This is a genomic window from Streptococcus sp. Marseille-Q8145 (genome assembly GCF_965112035.1).
In genome coordinates this window covers 21,420-45,301 of the sequence record NZ_CBCOPQ010000001.1, presented here as the reverse complement: position 1 = coordinate 45,301, position 23,882 = coordinate 21,420, and the positions used below count along the sequence as shown (strand labels likewise).

Genomic DNA, 23,882 nt, shown 5'->3' with positions numbered 1-23,882 from the left:
TGTCGATTACAGAGGAGGAGATGCTATGCAGATGTATTTTGGGGACGTTTCTCTTTGTTATACATATTCACTTGCGATGGCGTTGCATTCGTATGGTTATGATGTTCGCCCTGAGTTTTTGGAAGCCATTATGGTGATGGGAAATGGCGCCAGTATTGTAAAGGAAGATGAAAAACACCCCTTAGTCTTCTTTGATAATGGGATGCCAGACAGTTCTATCAGCCATTCTTTAAACATTCTGGGTTTTACATATGATGAATACTATATAAAGGATTCAAATGCGGTGGATCTTCTCTCTAGCAGAGAAATGCTAAGCAAGTTCTTGCTCAGCGGACCAGTTGTTCTTGGCCCTTTGGACATGGGTTATCTGACTTATAATCCCAATCATATTCATTTGTATGGGGTGGATCATTTTGTTTCAGTTTATGATCTAGATGATGAGTTTATCTATTTCCATGATCCAGCAGGCTTTGCTTGTATGAAAATGAGTTTGTCAGAATTTGCGAATGCTTGGGAAGCTAAAAACATTGACTATAAAAGAGGTTCTTTCTCCATGTGGGGAAACTTCAAAAAAATCAAATCTCCAACTTCCAAAGAGATTTATCAGAAAACATCTATGTTGATGAAGCAACGATATGAGCACGGCGAGGAGAATGTGATAGCAAGATATGCTAAGTCGGTAGCGAACAATGGCTTGAATGAAGAACAAAAACATCTTCATCAATACTTTAGTTTCAAATTAGCTTCTATCAGAAATTTATACATGAGCAACTTCTTAAAAGACCACGATACGGTCAGATCTGAACTAAAAGAAAATTTAGCAAAGTTGTTCGGCCAAGCTCATCTATTTTGTATCGAGGAAGATTACCAAAAACTGTCAGAAGTCTTGTATGATATTGCAGCACTAGATAATAGATTTAGAGATTTGTGCATTCGCCATAAAGTAGAGTAGAAGAAGTTAGAAAAACGAAGATGCTGTTTGGAAAATAAAAGAATGTAATGCAGCAGGATCGAAAGAAGGGAAACCAAACTATCAAATGACTCTCTGGATTCCAGTAGTGAAATAGATTAGAAACCAGCCGTTCGTTTTTGAGCGGCTGGTTTTTGTGGCTTGTGGTATAATGAAGCTACTACAGTTACAGAAAGGATTTCTACCTTGTCATACAAATTTCTACTTTTCGACCTTGACCATACCTTGCTGGATTTTGATACGGCAGAAGACATCGCCCTGACTCATTTTTTGGAGGAGCAGGGCGTGACGGAGATTCAGACCTACAAAGACTATTATATTCCCATGAACAAGGGGCTTTGGCGGGAACTAGAGCAGGGGAAAATCACCAAGCCTGAGCTAGTCAATACTCGCTTTTCTCGTCTTTTCGCTCATTTTGGCATTGAGAAGGATGGCGCCGAGTTAGCCCTTCTCTATCAGCAGCATATTACTCAGCAAGGCCAGACTTACGCTGGAGCTAGCGAGCTTTTGGACAACTTGACAGCAGCTGATTATGAGATTTACGGAGCGACCAATGGCATCACGGCTATTCAGACTGGTCGCATGGCTCATTCCGACATTGCGCCCTATTTTAACCATATTTTCATCTCGGAGCAGATGGGGACTCAGAAGCCCGAAGCCTTGTTTTATGAAAAAATAGCAGAGCAGATACCAGATTTTGACCTGTCTCAGACTTTGATGATTGGAGACTCCTTGACGGCAGATATTGCAGGCGCTAATAATGCAGGACTAGACTCTATCTGGTACAATCCCAAAAAGCTGATTAACACTAGCAGTGCGCAGCCGACTTATACGGTATCCTCCTATGAAGAAATTAAAAAATTACTGCTTTGAAAAAAATTCTTGAGCCTGTCAAGAAAAAAACTTGACAGCTGTATTTAATCTGCTATAATAGAACATGTGCTAAATAGCTCAGCTATTTCACCGAAATAAAAAATAAGAAAAGAGAGAAATTTTAAAAATGGCAGTAAAAATCCGTTTGACTCGTATGGGTTCTAAGAAAAAACCTTTCTACCGTATCAACGTTGCAGACTCACGTTCACCACGTGACGGACGTTTCATCGAAACAGTTGGAACTTACAACCCACTTGTTGAAGAAAACCAAGTGACTTTGAAAGAAGATCGCGTTCTTGCATGGTTGGCTGATGGAGCTCAACCTTCAGATACAGTTCGCAACATCCTTTCAAAAGCTGGTGTTTTGAAGAAATTCCACGATTCAAAATACTCTAAATAATAGAAGTGCAGGTTGATATATGGACACGATTGAAAATCTCATTATTGCGATAGTGAAACCTTTGATTTCACAGCCAGATGCCTTAACTATCAAGATTGAAGATACACCTGAGTTTTTAGAGTATCATCTTGATCTTGATCCAAGCGATGTTGGACGTGTGATCGGTCGTAAAGGTCGTACTATCTCCGCTATAAGGACGATTGTTTACTCTGTCCCAACCGAGTACAAAAAAGTTCGCATCGTTATTGATGAGAAATAAGAAGCAGCGGGGCCATGTGTCCCGTTTTTCTATGGCCCTTAATGAAACAAGCCGTTAGGCGTAGTTGAATTTAGGGCCATTGATGCAGTTCGAGCTCTGCGAGAAGCAAGTATCTCAGTTAAGACAAACGCAAATCTACACTCGAATTCAAATAAATTCGAAACCGGGGGACATATGAATCCAGAAGAGTATGCTTGGAACGTTCATGAGCGCAAGTGTTATGAGAATGATCAAGTGATTTTACCGAGCCCATACAAACTGAAAATCCTGGATGATAGTGAGAAGAGATTGGAATTGGAACTGATTTTGGGGGAACTTCCTCAGAAGCAACTGGCTCGATGGGCTATGAAAATGGCGTCAAGCTTTATAGCTCTGATAGATACGGAAGATGGGTTTGAAAGGCAGAAGATTTTGACTCAGGTAAGAGAGGTTTTTCAGGCTCGACTTGATGGGAGGGCGTCTGCCTATGAACTAAGGAAGGCTGGTTTCTTGGCTAACAAACTATCTCAGCAGGCTCAATCACAAATCGGTAAGTATGCTGCGCGTGTCTTTGCCCAAGCAGTAGCAACAGCCCATATGAGGGGACATGCTATTGTCGCAGCGGATTATGCCATCAAAGTCAGAAACTTGCAGAATCCAGATGATTTACAGCTGGCTGTCAAGGAAAGAGAAGGGCAGATAGAGCTGGCCTCTGCTTTTATTAGATCAGGAAAGGAAACTTTATGAAGCATTTATTTTCACGCTTGTCACCAGCACAAAAGATTATCTTGTCTTTTCTTCTGGTGATATTCTGTGGTTCCTTGCTACTCAGTCTGCCTTGGGTGCAGACGGCAAGTTCCCAAGCGGGCTATCTGGATCATCTTTTTACAGCTGTTTCGATGGTCTGTGTGACAGGACTTTTTACCCGATCGGTTGTAGATACATACAATGTTTGGGGGCAGCTCCTTTGTATGTTACTGATTCAGATTGGTGGTTTGGGAATCCTCACCTTTATCGGATTTTTCACCATGGAAAGTCGGAAAAAGCTCAGTCTCAAGGATCGTCGTATTCTGCGGGATAGTTTTAGTTATGGTCACAATCGTACCTTAGGTCAATTTGTCCGTTCGATTTTTATCACGACCTTTACTATCGAAGGACTAGGTGCTCTCCTTCTCATGATTCGCTTCATTCCTAAGTTTGGCCTAGGAAAAGGGATTTTTAATTCTATCTTTTTAGCCGTTTCTGCATTTTGTAATGCAGGATTTGATAATTTTGGCAATGATAGCCTACTAGGCTTGCAGACAGATGTTTTGGTCAATATCACCTTGGCTCTCCTCATCATTACTGGAGGACTTGGCTTTATGGTCTGGTTTGACTTGGCGACTAAATTGGGAGGAAAACAGAAGGGACTGCACTTTCATACTAAGGTAGTCTTGCTTCTGACTGCTGGTCTCCTCGTCTTTGGGACGGTCACGAGTCTCTGGACGGAGTACAATAATCCTGGAACGATTGGCAATCTTTCCTTTGGCGATAAGCTACTGGTCAGCTTTTTCCAGACAGTCAGCATGAGGACAGCTGGTTTTGCTTCCATCGATTATACAGTTGCTCGTCCAGTAACCCTGTTTATCTATCTGCTCCAGATGTTTTTAGGAGGAGCTCCGGGTGGTACAGCGGGCGGTCTGAAAATTACGACCTTCTTAGTTCTTTTCCTGTTCGCCCGTAAGGAAATTTTGGGCTTGCCACATACTAATATCGGTCGGAGAACACTGTCTCCTCAGCTGGTGCAGAAGGCTTTTGGTGTGACAGTGATTTTTCAGCTTACATTTCTGCTTGGTCTTTTGGCTCTTGGGCTAGTGACCGATAGCAGTCATCGTTTTATTTACCTGATATTTGAGACTGTATCGGCACTGGCTACAGTTGGTGTCACGGCCAATATCACTACCAGCCTCAATACAGCTGGTATGATTGTGATTATGCTGCTGATGTTTATTGGACGAGTGGGGCCGCTGACTCTTATGGTCAGTCTGAGCCATTATCAACCGAAGAAGGCGACTACCTTGCACTACAGCAAGGCGGACATTATGATTGGATAGGAGAAAAGAAATGGCAAATCAAACAGTTGGAATCCTCGGCTTGGGGATTTTTGGACAGAGTATCATTGAGGCCTTGATTTCTCAAGATGTAGAAATCATTGCCATTGATAATCACGAAGAGACAATCAATCAGTATGAAGACATGATTGCCGTCGGTGTAATCGGAGACATTACCGATATGGAGCTTTTGGAGGCGGCAGACGTCGGTTCCTGTGATACGGTCGTCGTGGCGACAGGAGAAAGTTTGGAATCCAGTGTCCTAGCGGTCATGCACTGTAAGGCATTGGGTGTTAAAAATGTCATTGCCAAGGTCAAGGACGAAGTGACCCAGCAGGTGCTGGAAAAGGTGGGAGCTGATTTGGTTATCCTGCCTGAAGTGGAGGCTGGCATTTCATTGGCTAAGACCATTCTCTTTAACCATTCGATTGAGGTTTTCCAGCTGGATGACGATGTAGTCGTGGCTGAGTTTGAGCTGCCTGCTAGCTGGGTTGGGAAAACAGTCCGTGAAGTAGACGCTCGTAGGCTGTATCATCTCAATATTATCGGCTATCGTCTAACAAAGAATCAGCCCTTAGAAAGTCAGTTTACTCCAGACTTTGTCTGGCCAGCAGGAGTCAGCATTATGGCTGTGACGGATAATCAGCATTTGGATAATTTACGTGAAATAGTAAAGTAGCGGCTGGGAGTCCAATCGGGACCAACTATCAGTAGTTCTTAGGAACTCGGAATCTTACCATCACTTCAGAAAAATAAATACCTAAGAGCTCTTTCAGGGCTCTTTTTTGAACCCTTTTGTAAAATTTGTTATACTATCACTAGAAAAGGAGTGATTTTATGAGCTTAACCAGCCAGATCATTACAGCAGATTTTCCAGATTTGGATAAGGTAGAAGCCTTGAATAATGAAGCTTTCCCAGAAGAGGAAAGGATACCTCTCAGTGAATTTTTACGATATGAGGATCAGGAAGATGCTAATTTTTTCGCCTTTTATCATGAAAAAGAGTTTGTTGGTTTTGCCTTTGCCATCTCCAATGCGCAAGCCTTTTATGTTAGTTTCTTTGCGATTATGCCCCACCTGCGCAGCCATGGCTATGGTGGTGAGATCATCGAAAAGCTGGTCAATTTCTATCAGCGAACCATGCTTTTAGAAATTGAGCGCCTAGACGAGCCCTGTGACAATCTGGAGCAGCGTCAAGCTCGCTGGGATTTCTATCAAAGCAAGGGCTTCCGCTCAGCCAATGCCTTTCTGGAATATGAGGATCTTAGCTTTGAAATCCTTTATCGAGGGGAATCTTTTGATGAAGAAACCTATCGGGATATTTTCCACCGACTTCAGGAAGAGAATTATTTCGACTTTGAAATCAAACATAGGCGCTTCAGCGATTATTAAAATGAAGTTTTATAGTGGTCAAAGGCTATTTGGAGCAACAAAAGATTGCTTTGTTTTTACTAAATGGAGGTTAGAATGAGACTCTGGCATCAAGCGCTGATTCCCAAGCTTCCCCGTCCGCAACTGCTTGGCCAGCATCGGGAATGCTGCGCTCTTCGTGGCAATGGCTGGGGCAAGAAACATGCGACCGTTGACTATGTTTTTACTCACTCTCCTTACTTGCTTTATCGCTACCATGAGCTGATTATGGAGGAGATGAGCAAGCGAGGTTATCGTGTGTCCCCAGAGTGGCTGGAGCGGGACTATCGTGGCAAGACTTGTCCAGCCTATGTGCATCTGGAAGAAATGGCTGTGGCGAGCCCTATTTACCCCGAGCATGACGCAGCTTACTATGAGGAATGCCTGCAAAATCTCAAAGAAAAAGGCATTGACTTATAAGCTTTTCCGCTGTCTGAGCCAGCGGCCTGCCTTGAGAAAAAGCCAGCAAAATGATACAATAAAACGAATAGTAAAAAGATTAACTGGAGTAAAAATGAATTATTTTAATGTTGGTAAAATCGTCAATACCCAAGGTTTGCAAGGCGAGATGCGGGTTTTGTCAGTGACAGATTTTGCGGAAGAGCGTTTTAAAAAAGGCAATAAACTGGCCCTTTTCGATAAGAAAGACCAGTTTGTCATGAATGTGGAGATTGCCAGCCACCGCAAGGCCAAGAATTTTGATATTATCAAGTTTAAGGGTATGTATCATATCAATGACATCGAGAAATTTCGTGACTTTAGTCTGAAAGTGGCCGAAGAAAATTTGACGGACTTAGAAGATGGGGAATTTTACTACCATGAAATCATCGGCCTTGAAGTTTATGAAAATGATGTTCTGCTAGGTACGATTAAGGAGATTCTCCAGCCAGGAGCAAATGATGTCTGGGTGGTCAAACGTAAAGGTAAGCGGGACTTGCTGCTGCCTTACATTCCACCGGTGGTGCTAGGCATTGACATCGAGCAAGGTCGGGTTGATGTAGAGATACCGGAAGGACTGGACGATGAAGATTGATATTTTGACCCTCTTTCCGGAGATGTTTGCGCCCTTAGAGCACTCAATCGTTGGTAAAGCAAGGGGAAAAGGTCTCTTGGAGATCAACTATCATAATTTTCGAGAAAATGCGGAAAAATCTCGGCATGTGGATGACGAGCCGTACGGTGGCGGTCAAGGCATGCTGCTGCGGGCTCAGCCTATTTTTGATGCCTATGATGCTATTGAAAAGAAGCAGCCGCGCGTGATTTTGCTGGATCCTGCTGGCCGGACTTTTGATCAAGCCTATGCTGAGGAGCTGGCTAAGGAAGAGGAACTCATCTTCATATGTGGCCATTACGAAGGCTATGATGAGCGGATCAAGACCTTGGTGACGGATGAAATTTCGCTGGGTGACTATGTGCTGACCGGAGGAGAATTGGCGGCTATGACCATGATTGATGCGACAGTTCGCCTGATTCCAGAGGTTATTGGCAAGGAAGTCAGTCATACAGATGATAGCTTTTCGTCTGGGCTCTTGGAGTATCCTCAGTACACTCGTCCCTACGACTATCGGGGCATGGTTGTTCCTGAAGTCCTTATGAGCGGCCATCATGAAAATATCCGCAAGTGGCGTCTCTATGAAAGTCTGAAAAAAACCTATGAGCGTCGTCCGGACTTGCTGGAAAACTATGAATGTACAGCCGAAGAAGCCAAAATGTTGGAAGAAATTCGAGCCAATAGTAGTGATAGTGAACACTAGTCCTTTCTATAAAATAGCAAAATCTAGGTATCGATTTCTCAAAGCCACGTTTGTGGCTTTTTTAATTGGATGAAGGGCTGGAAAATTTTTGAAAAAATTCAAACTTCCTTCTTGACAGAAAAAATAAAAAGGAGTATTATCTTAACTAGTTAATAAACCAGTTAACAAAAGAAGCTATTTTTTAAAGCAATTCTTGGGAAAGAATGTTTTGAAAATTGTTATTTCTTTGAATGATTGCTAAACTGGTTAAGGAGTTAAAATGAAAATCAAAAAAGTTTTGATAGCTTTAAGTCTAGTCTTGCTGGGGCTTGGCCTTGCCGCTTGTAGTAAAAAGGAAGCAAGCGGGGCGGGTAGCAAACGCGGGCTCAATATTGTCACGAGTTTTTACCCGATTTATTCAATGGTCAAAGAAGTCTCAGGAGATTTGAATGATGTCCGGATGATTCAGTCGGGTGCAGGGATTCATGAATTTGAGCCGTCAGCCAGCGATGTGGCAGCTATTTATGAAGCAGATGTCTTTGTGTATCATTCGCGGACTTTAGAGTCTTGGGCTGGTAGTCTGGATCCTAGTTTACAAAAGTCCAAAGTAGAGGTTGTAGAAGCCAGCAACGGGATGCAGTTGGACAAGGTGGCCGGCCTAGAAGAAGTATCCGCTGAGGAAGGGATTGATGAAAAGACCCTCTATGATCCACATACTTGGCTGGATCCAGAAAAAGTGGCAGAAGAGGCGCAACTCATCGCTCAAGAATTGTCCAAGCTAGATAGTAAAAATGCGGATACCTATCAGAAAAATGCTCAAAAATTTGCAGAGAAGGCAAAGGCCCTGAGCCAAAAATATCAAGGAGTCTTTAGCGGTCTAGATGAAAAAACTTTCGTGACCCAGCATACAGCCTTTTCTTATTTAGCCAAGCGTTTCGGTCTCAAGCAACTTGGTATTTCAGGCATTTCGCCAGATCAAGAGCCTAGTCCAAGGCAGTTGACGGAGATACAAGACTTTATCAAGACCTATAAAGTTAAGACGATTTTTGTCGAGAGCAATGCTTCCTCTAAGTTGGCCGAGACCTTGAAGAAGGCAACAGGAGTCAACCTAAAGGTGCTGAATCCTCTCGAAGCAGATCCTGAAAATGATAAGACCTATCTTGAAAATTTAGAAGATAATTTAGAAATTTTAGCCAAAGAATTAAAACATTGAGGTGATGTATGAAAAAGAAATATATTATTAGTTCAGTTGCGGCACTAGCTACACTTGGTGTGTGCGGTTATGCAATCATGCAGTATCAAGCAGACAAGCCACAAGAACAAGCAAGAAATCGAGTGGCCTATGTAGAAAAGAAATCTGCAAATAAGCAGGACAATAAATCTCAAAAAGCCGAGAAATTGGCACCTGAGCAGATTCAGGCCAAAGAAGGCATTACTGCTGAGCAGATCGTTGTCAAGATTACGGACCAAGGCTATGTGACTTCACATGGTGATCACTATCATTACTATAATGGAAAGGTTCCCTTTGATGCAATTCTTAGTGAAGAGTTGATTATGAGGGATCCAAATTATCAATTGCAGGAATCAGATATTGTCAACCAAGTGAAAGATGGCTATATTATCAAGGTTGCAGGCAAATATTACCTATATCTGACTAATGCCAAAGCAACCAGCAATGTTCGTTCGGTTGATGAAATCGCACGGCAAAGACAGATTCATCCTAGCAAGGAAGAAGGCGAAGGCGGTTCAGAAGCTAAATCGAGTCAAACTGTTAGCAGAAAAACGCAAGATTTCAGTCGTCCAAGTGCCGCTTATGCTGCAGGAAAGAGAACCTATCAAGCAGAAGGCACTGCATCGAGTCGGAGCAATGGCGCTTATACAACAGATGACGGCTATGTTTTCAGTCCATCTGATGTGATTTCGGATACAGGAGATGGCTTCCTTGTGCCACATGGCGGTCATATGCATTATATTCCTAAAAGTGATCTGTCGCCAGGTGAATTAGCGGCTGCCCAAGCCTACTGGGATTCCTTGCAGCGAGGCAAGCAAGCAGCTAGTCCAGCTGAAAATCCTACTACAGGGGGAGAAGCTTCTGCTCCTACAGCTAAAGCATCGGAAAATCAACATGCAGGAACTGCGACTAAGCCAGCGTATCAAGCTGATAAGGGACAGACTGCTAAGCCAGCTCAACCGTCCAAACCTGCCCAATCAGATGCTGGGCACGGAGCTAAACCAGCTGAAAAAGCAGAAGATGCACCATCAAGTTACCAAACCTTACTTGAGAAGCTCTACCATACACCAAAAGAAAAACGCTATGCTGAAAAAGATGGTCTTGTCTTTGATCCAAGCAAAATCGTTAGACGGACTGCAGAAGGAGTGGCCATTCCACATGGAAATCACTATCACTTTATCCCTTACAGCAAACTGTCTGCCCTAGAAGAAGAAATAGCTCGGAACATTCCTGTTACTGGTCAGAAGACTTATCCTAAGGCTGCTGCAAGTACACCAAGCCAGCCTAGCCAACCAGCAAATCCAAGTCAACCAGCCAAACCAGCTGATAAAGATGAGCACGATCATGGTTTCCATGCTGAGCATGTCATCTCAAAAGATGAGGAAGGATACGTTGTCCAACACGGCGGCCATGCACATTATTTCTTCAAAAAAGATTTGACCAAAGATCAGATTGCAGCAGCAGAAGCCAATCTGGCTAAGCACAAAGATTCAAGTCAGTCCAGTCAAGTCAGCACAGAATATGACCGTTTTTCTCGTGACGCAAGTGACGAAGAGAAAATCGCTTATATTTCCAAGACTTATGGCGTACCGCGTGAAGCGATTAAGATTTCAAAAGGCTTCTTTGTCTTTAATAATCCAGATCAAGACTACGATCCGACACATATCCATCCATACGCTGTTCGAAAAGAGCACGTTCGGATTCCTCTAGAAACTGGAAATCCAGAGCTGGACTTCCTAAACGAGCTTTATACAACAGCCCTGCGTTCAGGTCTGTCTCCATACAGTATTCAGGTTGAAAATGGTCAGTTTGTCATTCCGCATGGCGATCACAACCACTATATCCGTGTCCAATCCAAAGGATTGAATCTAGGCTTGAAGAATAAAATTCCAGCCTTGCAATCAGCTTATCAAGCAGGAGCTTATGATGAAAAGGCCGTCCTTGAAAAGGTAGATGCCCTGTTGGCCGCTAGCCGAACCATTTATGCTAAAGACTTGCTTATGCAACGTCGAATCGAACTAGCTCTCGGTAATTTTGTAGAAACCATGAAGCAATTGCCAAGCAACTCAACAGAGGGATATTTGGCCAGCTTAGATCAATTTGATAAGCACTACATTCATGTTGACGAGAAAGCGAAAACGGAAGAGCTGACCGAAGTTGATAAAAAATATCAAGAATTGGTTGACAAGATCAAACGTTTGGAAACGGATAGCTACAATGTGAATAAAACCAGCTTGCTCAGTGAATTGCAGACGGCTAAGGTAGAAAAAAATGAAGCTAAGATGGCTGAGATTGAGCAGCTATTGGCAAGTCTGCAAGATTATCAAGATCGGACAGGAGTGACCTCCGTCGAGTATCTCAAAGCTTTCTATCTTGCGGTTGATGATGCTCGTTTGCAGCCAGAACTTCGTAAGAAAGTTGCTGATTTGACGCTCAAGCTTTATAAATCTCAGGCCTTTATTGAAGCGGTAGACCTGAAAGCTCTTTTCTTGGAACTCTATCAAACCAAGCTCGAAGTTGATAAGGCTCTGGCAAGTGGCGAGGCAGCTTCGGCCAAGGATAAAACGGTTCTGGATACCGAAAAGGTGGACGACCACAGTTATAAGACAGCTATCTATGGTTTCTTGAAAGAATTGTATGGAGAATTTGCACCGCAGCCTACGGAGGAAATCTCAGAAGAAACTCTCCAAGCTCTCTTCCAAAAAGGTCAAGAACTTTTGGAAAAAGTAACGGATTCGACTCTGCAAGAAAATTATCAAAAGCAACTCGCAGCACTTGGAACTGATTTGCAAGAAGCCCGCAAAGATCGAGAAACAATCTTAGCAGAAACGAAAACGCTCTTGACCCAAATCGTTGAAACCTTAAAGGAACAGCAGGCATCTGCAGCGCTCAAGGATAAAGAGATCTATCTTAAAATTTACAATTTGCTGATGTCCGCCCACAAGATGCTTGAGGAACAACAGGGGACAGATGAGCAATTTGCCAAGGTAGATGCTCTATTGGATAAATTATCCGATCCGAGTGTGGACAAAGCAGCCTTGCTAGCTGAAGCAGAAGCGTTCTTTAATCAGCTTCAAGCCAACAAGCCTGCTCCGACTGAAGCTAAAACTGAGACGGAGGCCAGTCCGGCTGAGGAGACTAAAAAAGAAACACCTAGCGAGGCTCCTAAAGAGACAGTGGAAGAGTCAAGTTCACCAGCCACTCCTGAAGTAGAAAAATCAAATTCAGCAGCTCCTTCAGAAAAAGAGGCTGAAAATCAAGTGACATCAGAAGCAAATAAGCAGTAAAGAAATTTTTTCTAAATAAATGGAATAAGGAGCGGAAGAGGCGAAAAATGCTTTAAATCCGCTCTATTTCTATATTCTTAGGATGGAGCGTTCGATTTTTGTCATAAAATTGTAATAGAATTTCTATTTAAATGATATGGTTTTGACTGGTTTAACCAGTCATTTTATGTTAGTATTATAGCATAGGACTGATTGTAAATGATACATGTGCTATTAGAAGGAGATGTCTATGGACAAGAAAATTGGTAAATCCGTTGTAGCAACTGGCATTGCAGCGACAACGATTATTTCTGGTGCGCTCAGCCATCAGGTAAAAGCGGATGAACTCGTTGAGTCAACGGCTACGAAACCAAAGGCAACAGCAGTTACCGAGAAACCAATTACGACAGCGGATGTAGCAGAAGCGAAGGAAAAAGCGGATGCTGCCAAGAAAAATGTAAATCAGCAACAAGAGCAAACTAAGAAAGCTGAAGCAGACCTTGAAGGAGCCAAAACAGCAGTTTCAGAGGCTCAAGAGAAAGTGGCTACAGCTACTGAAAATGAAAAGGCAGCAACTGAAGAAAACATTTCTAAAGCAGAGACTAGTGTTAAAAAAGCTGAAGAAGAAGTAACAGCAAAATCAGAAACTGTCAAAGAAGCAGAAACTGTAGTCCAGGAAGCAAGTCAAGCAGTTAAAGACCAAGAAAATACAATTGCTGGCCAGCAATCATTGGTGGATGTGGCAGAATCTGAACTAAACAAAGCTAAAGAACCAGTTCATGCAGAAACTGCAGCTGTAGAAACTGCTAAAAATCAGGAAAATCAAGCTCAGACAGCTGTGGATCATGCTAAAAATGAACTTGCAAAAGCAGAACAAGAAGCAAACGCTGCACCACAAAATCAAGCAGAAATCCAAAACAAAATCAATCAAACTCAGGCTAACTTAGAGCAGACAAAGCAATTGATTGCTGCAACAAATACAGAGTTGGTGCATGAGCAGAAAAATGCAAGTACAGCACCGGTTGATTTACGAAATACGACCTATTCGCAATTCTTGGAAAATCTTCGAGATAATTCGAACAATGAAGCTGTAAGAAATGCTGCAGCTGATGCTTTAGCACTTTACAAACGTGGTCAAAATGAATTCAAGATCACAGTCGGATCAAATCCATCTAGCCCAGCCAGCTTGGAGAATAACTTGCAGGCCTTGGAATTGGTTAAGGCCATCAATGCTTACCGCCGTAATGCAGGACTTCCAGAACTTTTGGTGGATCCATATGCTAATGTTGCCAGCCAAATTCAGACCTTGTACTTTGAGAAGGCTAACTGGCACATGGGCAAGCTGATCGGCAATGAAAACGTGGCCATCAGCTTCAATCCTCAAGGTGCAGTTAATTTCTGGCATAGTGAAAAGGCCCTGTATCAACATATTGCTGCTCAATACGGCCTGCCAACTGATGAAAGACAACTGGATGCCAATGCCATTTATATGAAGGTGGGGCCTAACGTCTTTGCGCAAATCGGTCACTATGTCCAAATGATGGATAATAAGGCCAATGCTATTTCTGCTGCCTATGACACTCATCCAAATCAGTTTGGAACTCCGTACGGAACTTCGGAAGTTGGATTCCATAATGTTCGGAATTTCAATCAAAGAGTTAATAATGGCACACTGCTAACAGTTGAAGCGATGGAGAAACTTCTTCGCAGTGGCGGTAGTCGTGGGGCTGCTTCAAGTGCTAATGTGACAGCCTTGAAGAATCGTTTGGCAGAGTTGCAAGCTCAGAAAGTTAGCCAAGAGTCTAGCCTGAATCTTTTGAATAATCAGTTGACAGATTCGTACAAGGCACAGAAAGATCGTGCGGCTGCTGTTGTAAAAGCTAAACAGAATCTTGAAGCTGCTGAGAAAGCCTTAGTTCTGACTCAACAAAACTTGTCAGATAAAAAGGCTGCTTTGAAGTCAGCAACAGCAAGAATCGCGTCTGCCCTTTCTCCATATCAGGCTAAATTGCAAAAAGCTCAGGCAACCTTAGTAGAGGCCAAGAATCAGCTCGCAGCTTTGAAGACGGCTGAGGAAAATAAGAATAAGGTCTTAGAAGTAGCCAAAGCTGAATTGGTAGCTGCTCAAAATCGTGTAGCAGCGGCTCAGAAGAAAGTTTCAGATCTCAAAACAGCTCCACAACAATTGGAAAGAGCTAAGCAAGACTTGGCTGCAGCAGAGGCTGACCTGAAGGCTAAACAAGTTGTTGCTGAGACTGAGAATGCAAAATTAGTTGATTTGCAAACAGTCTACAATGAATTGCTAGCAAATTACAATTATTTGCTAGACCTTCTTCCAAAAGAAGAGCGCCAAGCCCTAGCATCGGCCACTACAACTACTTATCAGGCAAATGGTGGACTTAATTTTGCTGCAGCAGGTGCAGGTAGTCAAACGGTTCTGACTTCGAATGGAAATTCAGCTTCTCAAGATGAGAAGGATGCATTGGTTGAACCGACAGCTCATGTAGCTGCTCAAGCTCAGCCAAAGACTGATAATAATACTAATGCTACATCAACTCCAGCGACTCCTAAAGTTTCGCCTAGCCAGTCAGTTGTCCTTCCTAATACAGGAACGGAAGCGGAACAATTAGCCTTCCTTGGAATGACTCTCGGTGCAGCTCTTCTCGCAGGTGCAGTGAAACATCGCCGTCGAAAAACTTTATAGTATATAGCAGTGAAGTGAGTGTTACATCTCACTTCATTTTTTATTGGTAAATTAGTTTGATTGAATCAAATTTAGGAAGAAAAGTTTTTGAGACTCAAATAATTCTTAAATTTGGTTAGAAAACATTCCTTTTATCTGCTTTTAAGGGGATATCATGTTATAATAGCAGAGGATTTTATACAAAAAGAGGAACTTATGACTAAAAAAGCTATTCTAATGATGACCTTTGGATCGCCAGAGGGCTATACTTTTGAGGATATTGCAGAATTTTTCACGAATATCCGTCGTGGCGTGCGACCTACTGATCAGGAGATTCAACACCTTCATGATAATTATCAGCGTATTGGTGGCAGCCCCCTGCAACGCATTACGCGGGCAGAAGTTGAGCTTGTGAAGGAAGCTTTAAAAGGAGAGTATGCTGTCTATTTTGCTAATAAATTTTCTCGCCCCTTTATTCCAGATGTTATTAAGCAGATGGAGAATGACGGGATCGAGGAATGTATCTGCTTGATTTTAGAACCGCATTATTCTTTTTACTCTGTCATGGGGTATGAAAAATTTATTACGAGCCAGACAATTAAATTCCATATTATCAAAGAATGGTATCAGGCTGAGGACTTGCTTCGCTTTTGGGAGGAAGAAATCAGGAAAATCTTGCAGACGCAAGTCAAAGATGAAAGTTTTAAGGTCATTTTCTCAGCTCACAGTGTGCCAGTTTTAGCACTTGATTTTGAAGATCCATATATTGATCAGATTATTGAAAATTCACAGTTGATTGCCCATCGGCTGGGCTTGGCTCTATCTGAATATACCAATACCTGGCAGAGCGAAAGCGATATTGGCTTGCCGTGGATCAAGCCAGATGTCCTAGAATATCTCCGAGATCAGACGAGTCATCCACAACATTATATCTTTGTCCCAATCAGCTTCATTAGCGAACATATCGAGGTGCTGTTTGATAATGACGTGGAGTGTCAGGAATTGTGTCAAGAACTCGGTGTGACTTATCATCGTCCACCAATGCCTAACACAGACTCCCGTTTGATTGATGCATTATTAGCAACTATTCGTCAGCATGAAACAGAAGAGCTTCGATACATGCATCCAGAAGAAACAACCTTTGACGAATTGGCCCCTTCAGAAGAAAGTAATCAAATTTTAAGCGAAACGGAAGAACTTCAAATGCCTGAATTTGTCAAAAAGTTGATAGAGAAAAAGGGCAGAGAAAATGTCAAAATGCCTTATTTTATAAAGAAAATGTTAGAAAAAAGGGCGCAAGAATCAAAGTAAGTCTAGCCTAGAAATAAACATTTGTAACTTGCAATGATCATGAATTGTTAGGGAAGTGCATGTTCTAGGAAAATGAAAAATTTCTATTGAAAAGATAGGATTTTGGAGAAATATGTCTATAAACAAGCTAATCCAATCTAAGCTGGAACTGTTGCCGACCAGTCCCGGCTGTTACATTCACAAAGACAAAAACGGTACTATTATCTATGTCGGAAAAGCCAAGAATCTTCGCAATCGGGTCCGTTCTTATTTCCGTGGCAGCCACGATACCAAGACGGAAGCGCTGGTTTCAGAGATTGAGGATTTTGAGTTTATTGTCACCGAGTCCAACATTGAGGCTTTGCTCCTAGAAATCAATCTAATCAAGGAAAATAAGCCCAAGTACAATATCATGCTCAAGGACGATAAGTCCTATCCTTTTATTAAGATTACCAACGAAGTCTATCCGCGTCTGATTATCACGCGCCAAGTCAAAAAGGATGGCGGTCTTTATTTTGGTCCTTATCCAGATGTCGGTGCAGCCAATGAAATCAAACGCCTGCTCGATCGCATTTTTACGTTCAAAAAATGTACCAATCCACCTGCAAAAGTCTGTTTTTATTATCACTTGGGGCAATGTGAAGCCCATACGATTTGCAAGCGAGATAGCCAGTATTTCAAGAACATGGCTCAGGAAGTGTCGGACTTTCTCAAGGGACAGGACGATAAGATTATCGATGAGCTGCGTGATAAGATGAATAAAACAGCTGCAGCTATGGAGTTTGAGCGGGCGGCCGAATACCGTGACCTGATTCAAGCTATTGGAACCTTGCGTACCAAGCAGCGGGTCATGGCAAAGGATTTACAGAATCGCGATGTTTTTGGTTACTATGTGGATAAGGGCTGGATGTGTGTGCAGGTCTTCTTTGTGCGCCAGGGCAAGTTGATTGAGCGTGATGTCAATCTTTTCCCCTATTACAATGATCCCGACGAAGATTTTCTGACCTATATTGGCCAGTTTTACCAAGAAAAGTCCCACCTCAAGCCCAATGAAATCCTAATTCCAGCAGATATTGACGAAGAAGCCGTCCGAGCGATTGTGGATACTAAAGTAGTCAAGCCTCAGCGAGGCGAGAAGAAGCAGTTGGTCAATCTGGCTATTAAGAATGCTCGGGTCAGCCTCCAGCAGAAATTTGATCTTTTGGAGAAATCCGTTGAGAAAACGCAGGGGGCTATCGAAAATCTAGGGAAGCTCCTCAATATTCCGACACCCGTTCGAATCGAGTCTTTTGATAACTCCAACATCATGGGGACCAGTCCCGTCTCAGCTATGGTGGTCTTTGTCAATGGTAAGCCTAGCAAGAAAGATTACCGCAAATACAAGATCAAGACCGTGGTAGGGCCAGACGACTACGCTAGCATGCGAGAGGTCATCAAGCGCCGCTATAGTCGGGTCATTCGTGATGGGCTGACGCCACCAGACTTGATTGTCATTGACGGTGGACAAGGTCAGGTTAATATTGCTAAAGAAGTTATCCAGAATCAGTTGGGGCTTGATATTCCTATCGCTGGACTGCAAAAAAATGACAAGCACCAGACCCATGAATTGCTCTTTGGTGATCCTCTTCAAGTCGTAGAGCTGTCCCGTAATTCTCAGGAATTTTTCCTTCTCCAGCGCATCCAAGATGAGGTGCACCGCTTTGCCATTACCTTCCACCGCCAGCTCCGGTCTAAAAATTCCTTCTCATCTCAACTAGACGGCATCGAAGGCTTGGGGCCAAAACGTAAGCAAAATCTCATGAAGCATTTCAAATCACTGACCAAGATTAAAGAAGCCAGTGTCGATGAAATCGTCGAAGTGGGCGTACCGCGAGCGGTGGCAGAAGCTGTGCAGGCAAAACTCAATCAAACAGAGCCATCCCGACCTTTGTTAGAAGTGGCGGAGCCGATTGTAAATATAGATTGAAAGAAAAATTATCTGATTTTAGAGAGATTCAGATACGGCTTTCAAACACTCATTGATATTGCTCAACCAGATTGATGGAGGATATTTTGGTGCCAGTAGTGAAAAGAGGCAGATATGTTGAGAATTTTTCCATTTAAAACCGATGGTGTCTTAGATGAAATAGAACAATTGGAGAAAAATTATTCTATTTCATTGCCTGAAAAATATAAAGAATTTTTATTAAAGTATAATGGCGGAGATACGATTGATACAACCTTTAAAGTTGAGAAAGTTCGTTCAGATATCCACTCCTTTTATGGTTTTTCATTAGCTAACTATTTTAGTAATTTTAACTATCTAGTTGAAAAAGGCTTTTTAGAAGATTTTATAGAAAATCATTATCTACCCATAGCTAAAGATAGTTTTGGTAACAGTATTCTAATTGGCATCAGTGCTAGTACTTATAATAAAATAGGTTTTTATGATCATGAAAAGCAAACGTATATTCCATTTACTATCGATTTTATCGAATTTCTAAAAAAGATAAAAAGTCCTGTTGTTCATATTCCCTCCATTGAGGAACGAATGAAAGAAATGGAAGAAATTGGAAGTCCTGTTGTAGTTGATGATGAGTTAAAAGCTTTATGGCAAGAAGAAATCGATGAATTTGCAGGTCGAGAGCAAGTGATTGTTAAGCTGTAATATTGATTTTTACTAGCTTTATTGCTATCTGACTTTCTAAATTGCCTCTGCTTTTGCGAGAGATGGGTAAAACAGTCTCAAAGGCATCAAGCCTTTTAACCAAAAGGGGAGCATGTTCAACAAAAATCGTAAACCAAAGATTGCGATATTTAAAAGAAGAGGAAAATAAGATGAGCCTAATGATTCGAGCACTAGGTCGTGCCAGTGATGAGGAAATAAAAGATTTGGAAGAGAAATACAACCTAACTCTCCCAGAAGACTATAAAAACTTTTTGAAAGAAAAAAATGGAGGACGATATTCTTCCTACGAGTTTGAAAATTCTATTGAGATAAAGAACATCAATGAAGAAATTAATGTTGCTGTTTTATATGGGATTAAGACTGGCGTAAAAAACTCTGATATAGAAGATTGGACCGATGAATATTTAGATGATCTTTTTTCTAACTCAATAATTATAGGCGATTCCTTGCAACATGGTTTTCTAGTTTTCTGGTTGAGTGGTGATGAGGATGAAGGTATTTATTACTATGATGATACATATAATCTAGAAGCTTCAAGTGATGAAAATAATGCCTATTTTCTGGCTCGCACTTTTACCGAATTTCTAGAATTAGTCCAAAATTAATGTTAAAATGGGAGGGATTAGAATGTGTAGTCCCTCTTTTTGTTTAGTACTTATTTTTAAAAAATAGTGGATTGATTAAATTGAACCCCAACAAGATGGCAAGAAATTTGGAGTGAGAAATGTTAAGAATTTTTCCTTACGATACAGAAGGTGTAGATCAGGCTATAGCGGATTTTGAAGATAAGTTTACAATTAAGCTCCCAGAAAAATATAAAGAATTTCTACTTAAATATAATGGCGGGAATAGCTTGCAAACTAGTTTTAGTATAAATCGTAAAACTTCAGCTATACGTGCATTTTATGGTTTTAATAAAGCGAGTCAACACAATAATTTCCAATATTTGATTGAGAGTGGTTTTTTAGCAGAAGTTTTAGACAGAGGTTTTATTCCCATAGCCAAGGATAGTTTTGGGAATTCTATTCTTCTTGGTGTTACAGACAAAAATTTCAATCAGATAGCTTTTTTTGATCATGAAGGCCAGCTTGTGCAGTCTTTAGAAATCAATTTTGAAGACTGGGTGGCTAAACTTAAAAGTAAAAAGAAAAAAATTCGCACGATTGAAGAAAGAATCGCCGATATGAGAGCCGTAGGCAGCAAAAAAGAAATTACTCCTAGATTAAAGGAAATTTGGCAAGAGGAAATTGATAAGTATGCTGGTCGTGAGCAAGTGATTGTTAGGTTGTAGTCTTATTTGATTTAATGAGAGTGGGACAGAAATCGGTAATTCGTTAGAATTCGCTTTCGTCGTCCCACCTCCGCACAGTTGAATAGGGCTGTAAAAGCTAGCGTAGTAGAGCCCACTCAACCACTGCGTCTTGCTCGACAATCCAAAGACAATTGAGAGGCTAGGACTTTTGTCCCAGACTCATTTTTATTTTTTGGAGAGTTTCTGTTATACTAGATTTGTTCATCATTGACCTTCTAAGCTAGACTCCTGAAGGAACTAGCACTATCAATCTATCTCAGGCAAAGATGGATAATTTACCGGAACGTATTTCTAACATGAAAATGGTTATAGGAAAAGAAGGATTAGGATAATTGTATGGAAAATAATTTATTGTTGACAGGGATAGATTTCGGCCCGGTTAGTTCCTCTTCTCTTGAAAATTTGAAAAATGATCTACTGTTTTTATCTGACCTAAATTATCAAATTAAGTTAGACTTTTCAAGTAACTCAGAAAAACTTGGTAGGGTGATTGATAATTCAATGATTTCCTAAGTTTAATGGAAGGTAGCGAAGAAATTTTTAATAAAGTGAATTTACTGTAAATGTTGTAAAAAGAGAAATATTGTTATAATGGTAATAAATAAAGATAAAAAATGAAAAAGGTGTATTGAATGGGAATTTCAGGATTTTTTAAAGATGCAGATAAGCAATTTAAAATTAAAAAAATTAACGAAGAAAATATTAATAAATTTTTAGAAAGTTATATTAGAAATCCAGAAGTTAACCAGATATTACATCTATATACAAATAGGAAAAATCAGTTGCCTAATGATGGTTTTTATCATCATGTTATAAAACAAGAAATAAAATTTTTGTTTTCAGAAACTTTTATTGTCAAATTGGGAACAGATAGTTGGCCAAAGATCATATGTGATATTTCATACATAAACACTGCTAATGTTGAAGTGCCTTTTTATACCTTCAAAATTAATCCTGATTCTTATATGTTTGAAGAAGTATCATCAGGTATTAGCTCTACAAAAATAAATTATAAGGAAGATATAAAGAAATTAAGAAAAGTCTTGAATAGATTTTTTGAATAATAGACTGATCAAAAATAGTCTATATTTAGAAATGTTGTTAAATAAAAGATGCTTTTTAGAAGGAGGAAGCTCACAGGATTTTTTAATACTGTAAAACAGGAAGTCGCTTTTTCAAATGATTATGAAGCAAACTGATTGAATTATGTTGTTCTTCAAGTAACATTAAAAGAAAAGTTCTTTGGCACTGGTTTTGGGAACCATACAGAATTAGAAGATGTTATCAATCGACAGCGGTCTAAGGAATATAGACTTCATACAATCAGTACAACAAACGGTGAAAGTAAAGGATTAGGTGGAGGAGATCGTATTCAGGCAACTATGGTTTTTAATAAAAATATTTAAGTTATCTATCAATATATTGGTAGGATATAGCTAACTTTTTTCTGAGATGGAGTTATATAAATATGGCAAAATATACGATTACAGTTCCTGCTGAAATTAAGCCAGAGTACGAGAATCTTTACTTGCTTAATTACCAATTTATATCTGCAATAAGTAAAGCAAGTCATTCTGATGAAATACTATTTGATTTTTCTCGTACGGTTTGGATTGATGCAGAAATGACAGTTGTACTTTCGATGATGTTTGAACTGGCGTTGCAAATCACAGGCGACGTTAGTGTTGCAATTGAAACAATGTCAAATAAGGTAAAAACTATTCTTCAAAAGAATAATTTTTTTCCTTACTACGGGTTAGGTGAGAAAGTAGTAGATAGTTTTAATACGACTATTACTTTTTTTGCAGATACCCCATCAAATGATACACTTATTCACGAATATATAAGAGAAGAAGTATTTACAGCTATAGGTTCTAAAATATCTGAAGATTTTTTGAAGGAAGTTTCATATTGTATTTTTGAAATTGTTCACAATGTTAGAGATCATTCTGGGGCGGATCGTTTTTATATATGTGGTCAGCACTACCCAAAACCAGGAATACTACGTTTGGCAATATCAGATTTAGGAGTGGGCATACCAGCTAAAGTCAAAGAAAGACATCCTCACATTAATTTAGATGTTGAGGCTGTTGATTGGGCTTTTGTGGATGGAAATTCCACAAAAAGGAAAAAAGAAGGTGGAGTAGGTCTATTTAGTATTAAAGATATACTTCATAATAGGGGACAATTAAGGTTGTTTTCTAACCAAGCATATTATTCAATAAGTCAATCTGGAGTGATTTCAACTACTACAATGAATGAACGATTTAGGGGAACATTACTTTGGATTGAATTTGATATAAATAAATGTCTAAGATCGCGAAAAAAGGAAATAATGAATAGCGATGATACTTTTAACTTTTAAAAGGAGATTGTAATTATGGGAAAAATATTTGTAAAAGATATTATTGGGGATACACTAGCTGTTACATCCGATAAAGGGGAAAAAGTTTTTGAAATCTTAAAAAAGAATATTGAAAATAATACTCAAACCATTCTAGATTTTGAGGGCATAACTGATCTAATATCTGCATTTTCTAATACAGCTATTGGGCAACTTTATGATGTAGCAACTGCGGAAAGATTAAGAGAACTTGTGAAAGTTAATCCTGAAACTCTTCATCCTGCAGATCGTAAGACTATAGAACGTTCGATTAGGAATAGTAGAAATAAACGAAAACAAGATAAAGAGTTTAAAAAAATGCTTGCAGAAGAAATGGATAAGGAGCTTGAATTATGACAACTGTTATAATGGATCTAAATCGTTTTCCATTCAGTCCCGATGTAAAATTATTGATAGATGTGAATGTTTTAATCTACTTACAATCAGGTCAAACCAAAAACTATGATAAAATGTGGGAATTAGCTAAACGACAAAATAATGAACTCTTTATAACTACATTATCTATTTCAGAATTTATTAACTTTTTTGTTCGGAATGGATATAAGCAATATTGTAAAACCCATAGTTATCGTGAGGAAGATTTTGATTTTAAAAGAAGTTACCAGCATACTCAACATTTTTTAGATATTTATGATGATGTTATAGATACAATCGAGACAGAAATCATTCCAAAAATGACGGTCATTGATTTTGATAATACTGATTTTGATAATACTGATTTTTATGATATTTCTAACCTTACATGCCATATGCTAGACATCAATGATGCTTGTTATTTGAGAAAGGCTATAAAAGAAGGTTTTTCAATTGTTACACACGATGCTGATTTTTTTAATATCCCAATTAAAGAAGAAGTCAAAGTATACACATATAACATAGGACGGCGGTAACCTCAAGGTTTTCTAGTGACAAGCAAATATAATTAAGATGAACAGGGAAGTAGTGAGAGTATCTTTCGTTTAAAGAATTTATAGCCACTATTACTTTCTTTTGATGTTTTTTATAAAATTAATGGAGTTTTTGTCGAATTACACAGGGTTAACACTGTTTTGGATACTAAAGTAGATGATTCTGATAATATGATGTTTTCAGTATTACGATACGGTAATGAAGATATACAAAAATTGATTGATGTTTGTAAAGAATATAACCGCGAACACCCAACTGAAATGTGGCTGATTTATGATGCCAAGAAAAATAGTCTTGACAGTCGTTATAGCTATGAAGGACGCTATGACAAGGATGAAGAATTGCTTCCACGTCTAGAGTTTGAAAAGTGGTTTGAGGAAGTGAAAGGCGAGCAGCAGTAGGAGA

Annotated in this window: 24 protein-coding genes and 3 pseudogenes; all 27 read left to right on the top strand. The window is 40.1% G+C overall.

The window, feature by feature from the left end; translation table 11 throughout:
* Positions 1–25 precede the first annotated feature (25 nt).
* Positions 26–952 carry a DNA repair protein RadC gene (locus ACWPVL_RS00260; protein WP_454386795.1) on the top strand — a complete coding sequence of 309 codons (927 nt, stop codon included), beginning with the start codon at positions 26–28 and terminating at the stop codon, positions 950–952.
* 204 nt (positions 953–1,156) lie between these two features.
* Entirely contained in the window at positions 1,157–1,843 is a 687-nt protein-coding gene (locus tag ACWPVL_RS00255; RefSeq protein WP_454386073.1) for a YjjG family noncanonical pyrimidine nucleotidase, read from the top strand.
* A gap of 127 nt (positions 1,844–1,970) precedes the next feature.
* Positions 1,971–2,243 carry a 30S ribosomal protein S16 gene (gene rpsP, locus ACWPVL_RS00250; protein ID WP_005590447.1) on the top strand — a complete coding sequence of 91 codons (273 nt, stop codon included), beginning with the start codon at positions 1,971–1,973 and terminating at the stop codon, positions 2,241–2,243.
* Between the two features lie 19 nt (positions 2,244–2,262).
* The gene (gene kphA, locus ACWPVL_RS00245; protein WP_005590445.1) at positions 2,263–2,502 is read left to right on the top strand and encodes an RNA-binding protein KphA; all 240 of its coding nucleotides are present in this window, start codon (positions 2,263–2,265) and stop codon (positions 2,500–2,502) included.
* Between the two features lie 174 nt (positions 2,503–2,676).
* Positions 2,677–3,228: a putative immunity protein gene (locus ACWPVL_RS00240; RefSeq protein ID WP_454386070.1), complete on the top strand. Its 552-nt coding sequence runs from the start codon at positions 2,677–2,679 to the stop codon at positions 3,226–3,228.
* Positions 3,225–4,574 (top strand): TrkH family potassium uptake protein, encoded by a 1,350-nt coding sequence (locus ACWPVL_RS00235; RefSeq protein ID WP_454386068.1) that lies wholly within the window; start codon positions 3,225–3,227, stop codon positions 4,572–4,574. The genes ACWPVL_RS00240 and ACWPVL_RS00235 overlap by 4 nt, the downstream gene beginning before the upstream one ends.
* A gap of 10 nt (positions 4,575–4,584) precedes the next feature.
* On the top strand, positions 4,585–5,250 hold the full coding sequence (locus ACWPVL_RS00230) for a potassium channel family protein (protein ID WP_061909228.1): 666 nt from the start codon (positions 4,585–4,587) through the stop codon (positions 5,248–5,250).
* 158 nt (positions 5,251–5,408) lie between these two features.
* On the top strand, positions 5,409–5,963 hold the full coding sequence (locus tag ACWPVL_RS00225) for a GNAT family N-acetyltransferase (RefSeq protein WP_454386066.1): 555 nt from the start codon (positions 5,409–5,411) through the stop codon (positions 5,961–5,963).
* A 75-nt stretch (positions 5,964–6,038) separates the two neighbouring features.
* Positions 6,039–6,401 carry a TIGR02328 family protein gene (locus tag ACWPVL_RS00220; protein WP_125379422.1) on the top strand — a complete coding sequence of 121 codons (363 nt, stop codon included), beginning with the start codon at positions 6,039–6,041 and terminating at the stop codon, positions 6,399–6,401.
* 94 nt (positions 6,402–6,495) lie between these two features.
* Entirely contained in the window at positions 6,496–7,014 is a 519-nt protein-coding gene (gene rimM, locus ACWPVL_RS00215) for a ribosome maturation factor RimM (protein ID WP_454386063.1), read from the top strand.
* Entirely contained in the window at positions 7,004–7,735 is a 732-nt protein-coding gene (gene trmD, locus ACWPVL_RS00210) for a tRNA (guanosine(37)-N1)-methyltransferase TrmD (protein ID WP_454386061.1), read from the top strand. Before rimM ends, trmD begins: the two co-directional genes overlap by 11 nt.
* A gap of 259 nt (positions 7,736–7,994) precedes the next feature.
* The gene (locus ACWPVL_RS00205; protein WP_454386059.1) at positions 7,995–8,927 is read left to right on the top strand and encodes a metal ABC transporter solute-binding protein, Zn/Mn family; all 933 of its coding nucleotides are present in this window, start codon (positions 7,995–7,997) and stop codon (positions 8,925–8,927) included.
* 8 nt (positions 8,928–8,935) lie between these two features.
* Positions 8,936–10,178: pseudogene (locus ACWPVL_RS00200) on the top strand (pneumococcal-type histidine triad protein); the annotation flags it as partial.
* Between the two features lie 32 nt (positions 10,179–10,210).
* Positions 10,211–11,788 (top strand): annotated as a pseudogene (locus ACWPVL_RS00195) (pneumococcal-type histidine triad protein); the annotation flags it as partial.
* 673 nt (positions 11,789–12,461) lie between these two features.
* On the top strand, positions 12,462–14,915 hold the full coding sequence (locus ACWPVL_RS00190; protein WP_454386057.1) for a CAP domain-containing protein: 2,454 nt from the start codon (positions 12,462–12,464) through the stop codon (positions 14,913–14,915).
* A gap of 195 nt (positions 14,916–15,110) precedes the next feature.
* Positions 15,111–16,205, top strand: coding sequence for a ferrochelatase (gene hemH, locus ACWPVL_RS00185; protein WP_454386055.1), 1,095 nt, complete (start codon positions 15,111–15,113; stop codon positions 16,203–16,205).
* A gap of 118 nt (positions 16,206–16,323) precedes the next feature.
* Positions 16,324–18,150, top strand: coding sequence for an excinuclease ABC subunit UvrC (gene uvrC / locus ACWPVL_RS00180; RefSeq protein ID WP_454386793.1), 1,827 nt, complete (start codon positions 16,324–16,326; stop codon positions 18,148–18,150).
* 114 nt (positions 18,151–18,264) lie between these two features.
* Positions 18,265–18,831: an SMI1/KNR4 family protein gene (locus ACWPVL_RS00175; protein WP_454386054.1), complete on the top strand. Its 567-nt coding sequence runs from the start codon at positions 18,265–18,267 to the stop codon at positions 18,829–18,831.
* Positions 18,832–19,001: 170 nt separating this feature from the next.
* Positions 19,002–19,457, top strand: a complete 456-nt coding sequence (locus tag ACWPVL_RS00170) for an SMI1/KNR4 family protein (RefSeq protein WP_454386052.1) — start codon at positions 19,002–19,004, stop codon at positions 19,455–19,457.
* A gap of 119 nt (positions 19,458–19,576) precedes the next feature.
* A complete protein-coding gene (locus tag ACWPVL_RS00165) occupies positions 19,577–20,143 on the top strand; it encodes an SMI1/KNR4 family protein (RefSeq protein WP_454386050.1) in 567 nt (188 codons plus the stop codon).
* A gap of 357 nt (positions 20,144–20,500) precedes the next feature.
* On the top strand, positions 20,501–20,677 hold the full coding sequence (locus ACWPVL_RS00160; RefSeq protein WP_454386048.1) for a hypothetical protein: 177 nt from the start codon (positions 20,501–20,503) through the stop codon (positions 20,675–20,677).
* 119 nt (positions 20,678–20,796) lie between these two features.
* Entirely contained in the window at positions 20,797–21,228 is a 432-nt protein-coding gene (locus ACWPVL_RS00155; protein ID WP_454386046.1) for a hypothetical protein, read from the top strand.
* A gap of 135 nt (positions 21,229–21,363) precedes the next feature.
* Entirely contained in the window at positions 21,364–21,570 is a 207-nt protein-coding gene (locus tag ACWPVL_RS00150; protein ID WP_454386044.1) for a DUF4177 domain-containing protein, read from the top strand.
* Between the two features lie 62 nt (positions 21,571–21,632).
* The gene (locus tag ACWPVL_RS00145; protein WP_454386042.1) at positions 21,633–22,529 is read left to right on the top strand and encodes an ATP-binding protein; all 897 of its coding nucleotides are present in this window, start codon (positions 21,633–21,635) and stop codon (positions 22,527–22,529) included.
* 15 nt (positions 22,530–22,544) lie between these two features.
* Positions 22,545–22,904: an STAS-like domain-containing protein gene (locus ACWPVL_RS00140; RefSeq protein WP_454386040.1), complete on the top strand. Its 360-nt coding sequence runs from the start codon at positions 22,545–22,547 to the stop codon at positions 22,902–22,904.
* Positions 22,901–23,458 (top strand): type II toxin-antitoxin system VapC family toxin, encoded by a 558-nt coding sequence (locus tag ACWPVL_RS00135; protein WP_454386038.1) that lies wholly within the window; start codon positions 22,901–22,903, stop codon positions 23,456–23,458. The genes ACWPVL_RS00140 and ACWPVL_RS00135 overlap by 4 nt, the downstream gene beginning before the upstream one ends.
* A gap of 90 nt (positions 23,459–23,548) precedes the next feature.
* A pseudogene (locus ACWPVL_RS00130) lies at positions 23,549–23,878 on the top strand (hypothetical protein); the annotation flags it as partial.
* Between the last annotated feature and the right edge of the window lie 4 nt (positions 23,879–23,882).

Coding starts and splice junctions, on each gene's coding strand:
- trmD (WP_454386061.1), top strand. CDS start 7,004: ATGAAGATTGATATTTTGACCCTCTTTCCGGAGATGTTTGCGCCCTTA.
- ACWPVL_RS00170 (WP_454386052.1), top strand. CDS start 19,002: ATGAGCCTAATGATTCGAGCACTAGGTCGTGCCAGTGATGAGGAAATA.
- ACWPVL_RS00230 (WP_061909228.1), top strand. CDS start 4,585: ATGGCAAATCAAACAGTTGGAATCCTCGGCTTGGGGATTTTTGGACAG.
- ACWPVL_RS00175 (WP_454386054.1), top strand. CDS start 18,265: ATGTTGAGAATTTTTCCATTTAAAACCGATGGTGTCTTAGATGAAATA.
- ACWPVL_RS00235 (WP_454386068.1), top strand. CDS start 3,225: ATGAAGCATTTATTTTCACGCTTGTCACCAGCACAAAAGATTATCTTG.
- ACWPVL_RS00260 (WP_454386795.1), top strand. CDS start 26: ATGCAGATGTATTTTGGGGACGTTTCTCTTTGTTATACATATTCACTT.
- ACWPVL_RS00160 (WP_454386048.1), top strand. CDS start 20,501: ATGGAAAATAATTTATTGTTGACAGGGATAGATTTCGGCCCGGTTAGT.
- ACWPVL_RS00190 (WP_454386057.1), top strand. CDS start 12,462: ATGGACAAGAAAATTGGTAAATCCGTTGTAGCAACTGGCATTGCAGCG.
- rimM (WP_454386063.1), top strand. CDS start 6,496: ATGAATTATTTTAATGTTGGTAAAATCGTCAATACCCAAGGTTTGCAA.
- kphA (WP_005590445.1), top strand. CDS start 2,263: ATGGACACGATTGAAAATCTCATTATTGCGATAGTGAAACCTTTGATT.
- ACWPVL_RS00140 (WP_454386040.1), top strand. CDS start 22,545: ATGGGAAAAATATTTGTAAAAGATATTATTGGGGATACACTAGCTGTT.
- ACWPVL_RS00155 (WP_454386046.1), top strand. CDS start 20,797: ATGGGAATTTCAGGATTTTTTAAAGATGCAGATAAGCAATTTAAAATT.
- ACWPVL_RS00240 (WP_454386070.1), top strand. CDS start 2,677: ATGAATCCAGAAGAGTATGCTTGGAACGTTCATGAGCGCAAGTGTTAT.
- ACWPVL_RS00165 (WP_454386050.1), top strand. CDS start 19,577: ATGTTAAGAATTTTTCCTTACGATACAGAAGGTGTAGATCAGGCTATA.
- ACWPVL_RS00205 (WP_454386059.1), top strand. CDS start 7,995: ATGAAAATCAAAAAAGTTTTGATAGCTTTAAGTCTAGTCTTGCTGGGG.
- hemH (WP_454386055.1), top strand. CDS start 15,111: ATGACTAAAAAAGCTATTCTAATGATGACCTTTGGATCGCCAGAGGGC.
- ACWPVL_RS00225 (WP_454386066.1), top strand. CDS start 5,409: ATGAGCTTAACCAGCCAGATCATTACAGCAGATTTTCCAGATTTGGAT.
- ACWPVL_RS00135 (WP_454386038.1), top strand. CDS start 22,901: ATGACAACTGTTATAATGGATCTAAATCGTTTTCCATTCAGTCCCGAT.
- ACWPVL_RS00220 (WP_125379422.1), top strand. CDS start 6,039: ATGAGACTCTGGCATCAAGCGCTGATTCCCAAGCTTCCCCGTCCGCAA.
- rpsP (WP_005590447.1), top strand. CDS start 1,971: ATGGCAGTAAAAATCCGTTTGACTCGTATGGGTTCTAAGAAAAAACCT.
- ACWPVL_RS00145 (WP_454386042.1), top strand. CDS start 21,633: ATGGCAAAATATACGATTACAGTTCCTGCTGAAATTAAGCCAGAGTAC.